This is a genomic window from Pseudomonas sp. NBRC 111138 (assembly GCF_001320835.1).
GTDB lineage: Bacteria > Pseudomonadota > Gammaproteobacteria > Pseudomonadales > Pseudomonadaceae > Aquipseudomonas > Aquipseudomonas paracarnis.
This window is the reverse complement of record NZ_BCBO01000077.1, coordinates 1-6,631: the sequence shown is the minus strand read 5'-3', so window position 1 is coordinate 6,631 and position 6,631 is coordinate 1. Positions and strand designations below refer to the sequence as shown.

Below are 6,631 nucleotides of genomic sequence, written 5' to 3'. Positions count from 1 at the left end.
GCTGACGTTGGGGATACCGCTCAACGCTTGGCCCAGCTCGTTGGTGCCATAGGAGCGCAGGCTTTCGGTTTTGACTGAGTCGATCGCCTGGGGCACATAGCGAACAGCCGTCGCGGTGCGTGTGGCGGTGCTGGTCTCTTTGACCCGTGGGTCGTCTTCGTCTGCTTCCACGCTGATCGAGGTTTCGGGCAGGACCGTGGCCGCACCGGCAAAACCAGCAGACAGCAGGACAGAGAGCCCAAGGGAGAGAGGCGTCAGGCGAGGGGCAGGCATGGGAGTGTATCCAAATGACATGGCAGGAAAATTGTGCGCGAATGGTAATGCTTTGCATTTGCGCGCGTTATCTATTCCCTAACGCATTGCATGCGGATTTGTTACTTAATGTGTTTCCAAAGGCTGATCAAGGTGTTTTCAACGCTTTCATCCCGCCGCTTTAGCCCGCCGCTTAGACGAATATCGCCTAAATACAGACGATTCACGAAATTGACACATAGTTCAACGCCCGCATAGGATTGCGCCCAACGCCTGTGGCTAACCACCATGACTAAATCCAATAAAAAAGGCCCGCGGCAGTTCAGTCGTCCGCGGGCCTTCTTTTTGCTGGCAAGGTCGACACCAGAAAAGCAACAGGAGCCTGGTGTCACAGCGCGTACTCAACCCGTAATAAGGAATATAAGAAAATGTTGAAGCAACGGATGAGTCTGATCGCTCTGGGGATTTTGAGCGCATCGACAGCAATGGCAAACGACCAGGAGCAATCCAAGGGTTTCGTTGAAGACAGCCACCTGAACATCGCAGCACGTAACGCCTACATCAGCCGTGACTACAAAAACGGCAAGCAGGACAAAGCTGAATGGGGCCAAGGCTTCATCGGCAAGTTCGAGTCCGGCTTCACCCAAGGCACCGTCGGTGTGGGTGTGGATGTGATTGGCCAATACGCTATCCGCCTGGATGGTGGTAAAGGTCGCAGCGGCGCTGGCGGTATCGACTTCTTCAAGCAAGGTGACAGCGGAGAAGCCGCCAACGACCTGGCCAAAGGCGGCGCAGCCGTCAAGGCGCGTATCTCCAACACCGTGATCAAATACGGTCAGCAGATGCCGGCCGTGCCGGTCCTGCAATACGACAACTCGCGCCTGCTGTCGGAAACCTACGAGGGCACCTCGATCGTTTCCAAAGAGATCGCCGGCCTGCAACTGGATGCTGGTCACTTCACCAAGGAAGCTCGCAAGAGCGCCGAGGGCAGCGACAGCGGCCGTTTGAAGAGCATCAACTACATCGGTGGTAGCTACAAATTCACCGAAAGCCTGTCGGCTGCTTTGTACGCCTCCGACATGCAGGACGTGCTGAAGAAGCAATACGTCAACGTCAACTACGTGCTGGCCCTGCCAGAACAACAGTCGCTGACGTTTGACTTCAACGGTTACAAGACCAAGCTGGACCGCAGCTTCGCCCTGGAAAACCAAGGTGATGCGGACGCTCGCGACAACAAGATCTGGAGCCTGGGCGCTACCTGGGCCGTTGGCGCGCACAGCTTCACCCTCGCTCACCAGCGCAGCACCGGTGACACCGGCTACCTGTACGGTGGCTACCGCAACGCTGGCGGCATTGGCGACGGCGGCAATACCATCCTGCTGGCCAACTCCTACTGGTCCGACTTCAACGGCAAGGACGAGCGCTCCTGGCAAGCAGGTTATGGCATCGACTTCGCCACCTTCGGCGTACCGGGCCTGACCTACAACATTGCCTACGTGCGCGGCACCAACATCGACGACGGCACTGGCCGTGGCGATGGCACCGAGCGTGAAATCTGGAACCAGTTCAAGTACGTGGTACAGAGCGGCCCAGCCAAAGACCTGAGCCTGCGTGCCCGTGCCTCGTGGTTGCGCGTTTCCAACAACGCCAGCAACTACAACGTAGGCGGTAACGAAATCCGTCTGTTCGCCGACTACCCGATCAACGTTTTCTAATTGATCGAATGTCGTGCCTGATGCCAGGCGATAAAAAACCCCGACTGGTTCGGGGTTTTTTATTGTCCGCTCGCGGGGGCGTCAGGCTTTGACCGGTGCGAGCTTTTTGCAGTTCTCTTTGCGCGTCGGGTACTGCTCGCATTTGCGCAGTACGCTTTGCACCTGCTGCGCATTCTGCAGTTGCTGGTTGGCCAACAGCTTCTCGGTAATAAACAGTTCTTCCGAGCCCAGGTTGCGTTCTGCCTTGTCGATCATCGCCAGTGCCGATTGCCCGTCACCGCGTTTGAGGTGGTAGCTGATCATCAAGTCATAGGTGGAAGGCCCTGCCAGGGACCAGTCCTTGATCGCCTGCAACTCTTTCACCGCTTCGCTGTTTTTGCCTTGGGCCAGGCGCACGGTATAGGCAGCGCGCCGAATGCTCGGCTGGTCTTTTACCGGCGAAGCCAGGGCCTTGCGGATGAAAGCGTCAGCGTCTGGCACCTTGTTTTTCTCCAGGGCATCAATCGCGAAGTACGCGTCTTTATAGCCCTGCAAAGCCTTCGCCACCTGGGGCGTATTCTTCATTTTCGACCAGCTTTGCGGGTTGACCCGGGCGCGGCGTTCCTGGCGATACTCGCGTTGCAAGTACTGGCGCAGCTCGGTGTCGCGGTCCATGGCCGACATATGTGAGCGGTTGAAGTATTGGCTGGTCGCGGTGATGCCGGTGGTCAAGCCATCCTTGACCAGCACGTCCAGCTCTTTGGTGAACTGGTCGAGATTGAACTGCTGCAGCGAATCCTGCATGGCATTCTTGCGCGCCGTGAGGAACCCCGTGAGCAAGGGCTTCTGCTTGCCCTGGAAGTCGTTGAGGCGCTCCAGGCTATGGGTGGCGGCTCGCGGCGCGTAACCGGCACGGATCATCAAGTCGGTGCCCAGCAAGTCGGCCTGGTCTTCCTGGCTGCGGCCCCAGGCGGTGCTCCATACCTGATCGGAAAAGGTATTGGCCAGAGCGGTGTACAGCACGGTGTTGCCGATGGTCTTCTGGGTGCCGGCTGGGTCTTTACTGAACAGTTTCATCGTACCGGAGCTGCGGTCCACGCCCGTATCGGCAGCCATGGTGGCCAAGGCGACCGTGGAGGCGACGGTGGTAAACATGTCTTTCTGTTGCTGGAAAGCGGCCATGCGGTCATGGTGATGCAGCAATACGTGGCTCATTTCATGGCCCAGCATCGCGGCGATTTCATCTTCACTGGCGACGTTGTCCAGCATGCCCAGCGGCACGAACAGGTTGCCGTAGGGGTCTGCCGACGGCCCGAAGCCATAGCTGTCGGTGATCTTCACCTGCAGCGGCGGCAACTCCCCCGGCCAGCCCTTGGACAAGCGCGTGACGATGCCCTGCAAGTAGCCTTGCAGCATCGGGATATCCACCAGGTTCTGCTGGCGCGCTTCAGCGGCCGGTACCGCACGCCCGTCGTAGCTCAAACGCTGCTGGCTCTGGCGCTGTGGGTCGAGCTTGTAATACTGGCGTACGTCGCTGTTATCCACGTAATGGCCCTGAACCCGGGACTGGGTCGAGGGCCCCACCAGGTTCATAAACGCCTGGTCTGCGCCTTTCAAGGTGGCGCAACCACTGAGCACCGAACTGGCCAACAGGCTGGCTGCTACTAGATATCCCTTCACCGCAACGCTCCTTTTATTGATTGCAGCCGGCACCAAAACCGATGGTGGAGTTGTTGCGGCTGTCCTTGGCCTGGCTTTTGGTCAGGCCCTGGCAGGGCAGGTCGACGACGTTCAGCGGGGGCTCGATGCGCAAATCCATGGTGTCCAGCCACACCTTCTGGCCTGCCAGTTCTACCTGCACCAGGTCCAGTGCCTGGTTGTACTGCAATACCGGCAGGGGCTGGGTGGGCGCGTCCTTTTTCGCCAGCTCACGTTGTTGCTTGCCCTGCTCGTCCAGCACTGTCACCGGGTCGGCGAGGAACGCCTTGATACTGTGGGTTTCTGCCCAGGCGCCCTGGGTGAAGAGGGCGGCGAGCAAGACGATGAGGCTTCTGTTCATCCTTGGTTTCCTTGAGTCAGATAGCAGAGCGGTGCACTCAGCGATCGCGGTCGAAGAAGGCTTCGATCCGCTCGCTGAACAGCACCAACGACAGCAACACAATGCCCAGTACGTTGACCGGGGTGATGTCATTGAGGCTCAGCAACACACTGACCCCCGCCAACATCGACATCACCAACAGCCACGACGGGCACGGCGAGGTAAAGAACCAGATTTCCTGGCGCCGCCACCGGCTCCAGGTGCGATGGCCCGCCAGGCGACGTGCGTGCAGCGCCTTGAGCACGGCGATCAACGCCAGCAGCCCGAGCTCCAGCAGGTCCAGCCAATTGAACGGCAAGTGGGGGAAATTGGCAGGTTCATGGTCGTAGTCCATGCCCGCATTGATCAGGTTGTCCAGCGCCATGGCGTGCAGGTAAACGCCAGGGAGTTGGCCGTGTACCGGCGACTCCACCAGGTCCCCTGTAGACGCGATATTGGCGCCCACCAACACCAGGCGGTCGCGCAGTAAGTCGGCGACCAGTGCCTGGTCATCGGGGTCGCTGACCTCCAGGTCACTGGCCGACAACGTCAGCGTATAAGGGCAGCGCGCCTGGGCCGAGTCGTCGAGCTTCCAGAACACCGCCTGAAATAACTGCGCCACCCCGTCCAGCAAAAAATGCCGTGCCGGCGCGCAGTGGCGGATATCGGCAATACGTGCCTGTTCGGGCGCCAGCTTCAGCCCCCACTGCACCGCGATGGGCTGGCGCTGCGCAGCGGCTTGCACATCCACCGGCGGCTGCTTGCAGTGCTGCGTGGCACAGAACACTCGATACAGCGACAGGGCGGGAGTTTCCATCAGCCCTGCCTGTGTGCGCATCGCCAGTGGATACTTGTCATCCACCCCTTCCCATACAACCAGCGCCGGCTGGCTCACCTGCATGAACGGCGCCAGCGTATTCGCCTGGCCCGCCTCTGCCCGAGTCAACCCAGTATTGGCCAGCCACAACGGGATGCTTTGGCGTTGATAACGCTCAAACACATTCGCCAGCAACTGGCTGCCCCGCGTCGGGTCGCCAAACGAGTGGTCGTGGCTATAAAGCAAATCCACAAACACCGCCTGGGGCTTGTACGCCAGCAAGCGCTTGAACAACTTGCTCTGCTCGCCATAGGGCATGGGCCACGAACTGTTATTGCGCATCAGGTAGGCATCATCGATCAACACCACCGCCACCCGCTGCTGCCCAAGGCTCGGGTAGTGACTGGCGAACATACGATTGAGCCACTGCGCCGACGCCTTGTCGCTGGAACTGGCCAGGCCGAAAGGATCAAGAATCGCCAGCAACACGATGATGACCGCCAGCCAATAGCGGCGGTATTTGAACAGCGGGGGTTTGGACAACATCCATGTCTCGATAAAAACGCAAGCAAGGCGGGGTTTTTAACGGAGTGGGGAGGGGGTGTCAATTGGAAAAGTGGCTATGTGCCATATCGCTATGGGCGCATGGGTCGTCATTCGTAAAAAGCCCTGGCCTATCCTGGCCAGGGCTTTGCGCTGTGGGCGCCGGGCTTGCCCGCGATGAAATCAGCCCGCGTCCCGCAGGAGTTCTTGCCGATGACTCGTCGCATCTCCCCTGAGCGCTCGCGGGAGTGGCACCGGGTTCTCTGACTCAGGCATGATGTGAACCTGAGCCAACGGAGAGGCGCTATGGGCAGTCACGATAACCCAGCGGTTTCACTGGCCCTTCGTTCGTATTCGGGCCAAGTCGAATTGCACGATCACGACTTTCATCAGCTCGTGCTGCCGCAGTCCGGCTCCATGGACATCGAAGTCGACGGTCGGGCCGGCAAGGTCGACTGGAGTCAGGGCGTGGTAATTCCTGCCGGTGCTCGCCATGCGTTTCTGGCGCAAAAGGCCAATATCTTTCTGGTACTCGACGTGCCGGCCACGACGTTCGGCGGGCCCAAGAATCTCGACCTGTCGACCAGACTCCAGGCCGACAAACGCTTTTTCCCAGTAGGCCCGGAAATCCGCCATTTACTCGAATACGCCAGCCGCAGCGCGCCCTTGCTGACCAGTTCACCTCAGGTGGCGGAGTCCTGGAGTACTTTGCTGCTGTCTTCGCTGACGCTGCCGCCCGGAATCATCCCTGAGCATGGTCAGTTCACCCTGGCACGGGCACTCGCTTACATCGAAAGCCATCTGGACAGCCGGCTTAGCGCCACCGAGATTGCACGGGTGGCAGGCACCAGCGAGCGGCAACTCTACGTGCTGTTCGCTCGCCATTTGAATAGCACGCCTTTTGCGCATATCGCCACCTTGCGTCTCAACCGTGCCATCGACTTGCTGTGCGAAACCGCGCTGTCGATCACCGAGATCGCCCACCGCGTCGGTTATGCCGATCAAAGTGCACTCACCCACGCCCTGAAAAAGAACCGCGACCTGACGCCGGCCACGGTGCGACGAAGTTCGCGGGTAAGGTGAATCCGGCAGGCCTGAACAAATCTTCAGCAGTGCTCATCAATACCCGCCCGGCCGGACCTTTCTATGATTGCCCCACCGACAAGGATAAATCAGACGGGGCGTAGATGACCGAAGTGACGCGCATTGCCAAAACACAGGTGTCTGTCAGAGCCGCAGCCTCGGCCA

5 protein-coding genes and 1 pseudogene are annotated in these 6,631 nt (G+C 59.4%); 2 read left to right on the top strand and 4 right to left on the bottom strand.

The genetic code is table 11. The features are described from left to right. Positions 1 to 273, bottom strand: a pseudogene (locus APH41_RS14385) (TonB-dependent siderophore receptor); the annotation flags it as partial. A gap of 407 nt (positions 274 to 680) precedes the next feature. Between APH41_RS14385 and APH41_RS14380 the strand changes: the two are divergent. After that, a complete protein-coding gene (locus APH41_RS14380) occupies positions 681 to 1,967 on the top strand; it encodes an OprD family porin (RefSeq protein ID WP_034125518.1) in 1,287 nt (428 codons plus the stop codon). A gap of 81 nt (positions 1,968 to 2,048) precedes the next feature. On the opposite strand, the gene APH41_RS14375 is transcribed toward APH41_RS14380, so the two are convergent. From APH41_RS14375 to APH41_RS14365, 3 genes are read right to left on the bottom strand one after another with little or no spacing between them, the layout of a single operon-like run. Next, a complete protein-coding gene (locus APH41_RS14375; protein WP_054919702.1) occupies positions 2,049 to 3,626 on the bottom strand; it encodes a M48 family metallopeptidase in 1,578 nt (525 codons plus the stop codon). A gap of 13 nt (positions 3,627 to 3,639) precedes the next feature. Continuing rightward, positions 3,640 to 4,005: a hypothetical protein gene (locus APH41_RS14370; protein WP_014716500.1), complete on the bottom strand. Its 366-nt coding sequence runs from the start codon at positions 4,003 to 4,005 to the stop codon at positions 3,640 to 3,642. A 37-nt stretch (positions 4,006 to 4,042) separates the two neighbouring features. Next, the gene (locus tag APH41_RS14365; protein ID WP_054919699.1) at positions 4,043 to 5,386 is read right to left on the bottom strand and encodes a CHASE2 domain-containing protein; all 1,344 of its coding nucleotides are present in this window, start codon (positions 5,384 to 5,386) and stop codon (positions 4,043 to 4,045) included. Positions 5,387 to 5,689: 303 nt separating this feature from the next. Here APH41_RS14365 and APH41_RS14360 point away from each other — a divergent pair, with 303 nt between their 5' ends. Then, positions 5,690 to 6,466 (top strand): AraC family transcriptional regulator, encoded by a 777-nt coding sequence (locus tag APH41_RS14360; protein ID WP_054896634.1) that lies wholly within the window; start codon positions 5,690 to 5,692, stop codon positions 6,464 to 6,466. The last annotated feature ends 165 nt before the right edge of the window (positions 6,467 to 6,631 follow it).

What these genes read in the sequence shown, in the direction of transcription:
- APH41_RS14380 (WP_034125518.1), top strand. Translation starts at nt 681, where the DNA reads ATGTTGAAGCAACGGATGAGTCTGATCGCTCTGGGGATTTTGAGCGCA.
- APH41_RS14370 (WP_014716500.1), bottom strand. Translation starts at nt 4,005, where the DNA reads ATGAACAGAAGCCTCATCGTCTTGCTCGCCGCCCTCTTCACCCAGGGC.
- APH41_RS14365 (WP_054919699.1), bottom strand. Translation starts at nt 5,386, where the DNA reads ATGTTGTCCAAACCCCCGCTGTTCAAATACCGCCGCTATTGGCTGGCG.
- APH41_RS14360 (WP_054896634.1), top strand. Translation starts at nt 5,690, where the DNA reads ATGGGCAGTCACGATAACCCAGCGGTTTCACTGGCCCTTCGTTCGTAT.